A 1,797-nucleotide genomic window follows, 5' to 3' on the forward strand; every position below is an offset into this window, starting at 1 on the left:
AGAGCGTGGTGATGAACCGTGCTATAGCTCGATGAGCTGCGGTTTTCCGGTTGGGTAGGTGTGGTTGCGGCTGGGTCGGGGCAGCCAGCGGACGGCTGGTTCTGTCTGTCCGGGAGGTGTCTGGTGCCGTCGGTGATCGCTTTGCTGGAGTGCCGTGAAGCGCGGGCGCGCGAAGAGCTCGAGTCCTGGCTGGAGGCGGTGCGGGAGGCCGAGGAGCACGTTGTCGCGGCCCGGCAGCGTGTGGACCACGCGCGCATCGCCCGTGAAGAGGTGCTGCGCGCGCTGGCCGAGGAGGGCGAGGGGGCCACCCGGCGCGCGGAGGACGGACCGGGAACGGCATCCGGGCAGAGCGGGGAGCATGATGTGCCGTCAGGATCAGTAGCGGGACCGGTCGGGACGGTGACGGCGGTGCCGGTGACCGTGCAGCAGGCGGTGCCCGCCGCAACGGGTGGGGGTACCGACCGTGATCCGCGGCCGCCGGCCTGGCGGGCCGGTCTGGGCGAAGAGGTGCTGTCGGGGGTCTACCGGCAGGTCTTCGCCGTGGCCGCGGCAGCGTCGGGGCCGGTGACCGTGCAGGAGCTGACGCGGGCGCTGGGCCGGGACGCGACACGGATGAACGAGGTGGAGAAGGTGCGGCACCGGGCTTATGCGCTGGAGGCGCGGGGCTGGCTGCTGCGTGAACGCGGTGGGGTGTTCAGGGCTGCGGTGGGTCCAGCCGGTGGGCCCGCCGCTCCGGCCAGTGCAGCCGCTGCCGCGCCATCCGCCGGGTCAGCGTGAGCAGGCCTGCCCACCACACCATCTGCTCGTGGTGGTCGGGGCGGCGCTCGTGGTCCCGGTTGAGTCTGCGGGCCCGCGACAGCCACCCCAAGGTGCGCTCCACGATCCAACGACGCGCGAGCACCACGAACCCCGTCTGCCCGTCGCTCCGCCGCACGACCTCGACCTTCACCCCGTGCCGGGCGAACGCCTGCGCCAAGGCCTGGCCCTGGTAGGCGCTGTCGGCCCAGACCAGCTTCAGTAGTCGGCCCGGCGCGGCCATGAACCGCTCCAGCAACTCCGGGGCGGCCATCGAGTCGTGCACGTTGGCGGGCGTGACGGTCACCTCCAGCAGCAGGCCCAGCGTGTCGGTCAGGATGTGGCGCTTCCTGCCGTCGCGCGATTTCGCGCCGTCATAGCCGCGCGTGTCGCCGGTGACGGTGTCCGCTCCGTCCACTGACTGCGCGTCGATGATCCCGGCACTCGGCTCGGCGGGCCGTCCCTGCTGCTGTCGCTCGATGCGCCGCAGCCGTTGGTACAGCTCGCGCACATAACCGTGCCGGCACCACCGTCGGAAGAAGTCGTATACCGCCCGCCACCAGGGAAAATCGGCAGGGACACTACGCCACTTCGCGCCGTTGTCGACGACGTAGCGGACCGCGTCGACCATTTCTCGGTGGCAGAACGACTCCGGGCGCCCACCGCGGCCCTCCAGCCAGGCCGGGACCGGCATCGACGCACGGATCTGGATCCACTCCGCATCGGTCATGTCGGTGGGATAGCGCTCGGCACGCCGCCCGGCAGCGATCGCCCCGTACAGGTGTACGTAGCAGTCACACGGAAGGGGGGCCGGAATGGACCACGTGGCGTCGGAAGTGGTCAACTGGGTGCGCAGCGGGTCTCCTTGGACGAGCCGGGTCTCGACAACCACGTCTCTACCGAGGGGCCCGCTCTTTCATGCCCTCCCCGCCACCAGCACCTGCGTGCGAGGCGTCACCCGCCCGAGATAGCCGAACGCCAATCGCTTCACCACCACGCTCT

Annotated in this window: 2 protein-coding genes; one reads left to right on the forward strand and one right to left on the reverse strand. The window is 70.8% G+C overall.

Features of this window, described 5'->3' with window-relative positions; all coding sequences use genetic code 11:
* Positions 1–123 precede the first annotated feature (123 nt).
* Positions 124–777 (forward strand): hypothetical protein, encoded by a 654-nt coding sequence (locus ACIBEA_RS44500; RefSeq protein WP_399270277.1) that lies wholly within the window; start codon positions 124–126, stop codon positions 775–777.
* On the opposite strand, the gene ACIBEA_RS44505 is transcribed toward ACIBEA_RS44500, so the two are convergent.
* Positions 695–1,687: an IS5 family transposase gene (locus ACIBEA_RS44505; RefSeq protein WP_399270279.1), complete on the reverse strand. Its 993-nt coding sequence runs from the start codon at positions 1,685–1,687 to the stop codon at positions 695–697. The two genes, ACIBEA_RS44500 and ACIBEA_RS44505, sit on opposite strands and share 83 nt — an antisense overlap.
* Positions 1,688–1,797 lie beyond the last annotated feature (110 nt).

Origin of the sequence: Streptomyces sp. NPDC051555 (assembly GCF_044454405.1) — a bacterium.
GTDB lineage: Bacteria > Actinomycetota > Actinomycetes > Streptomycetales > Streptomycetaceae > Streptomyces.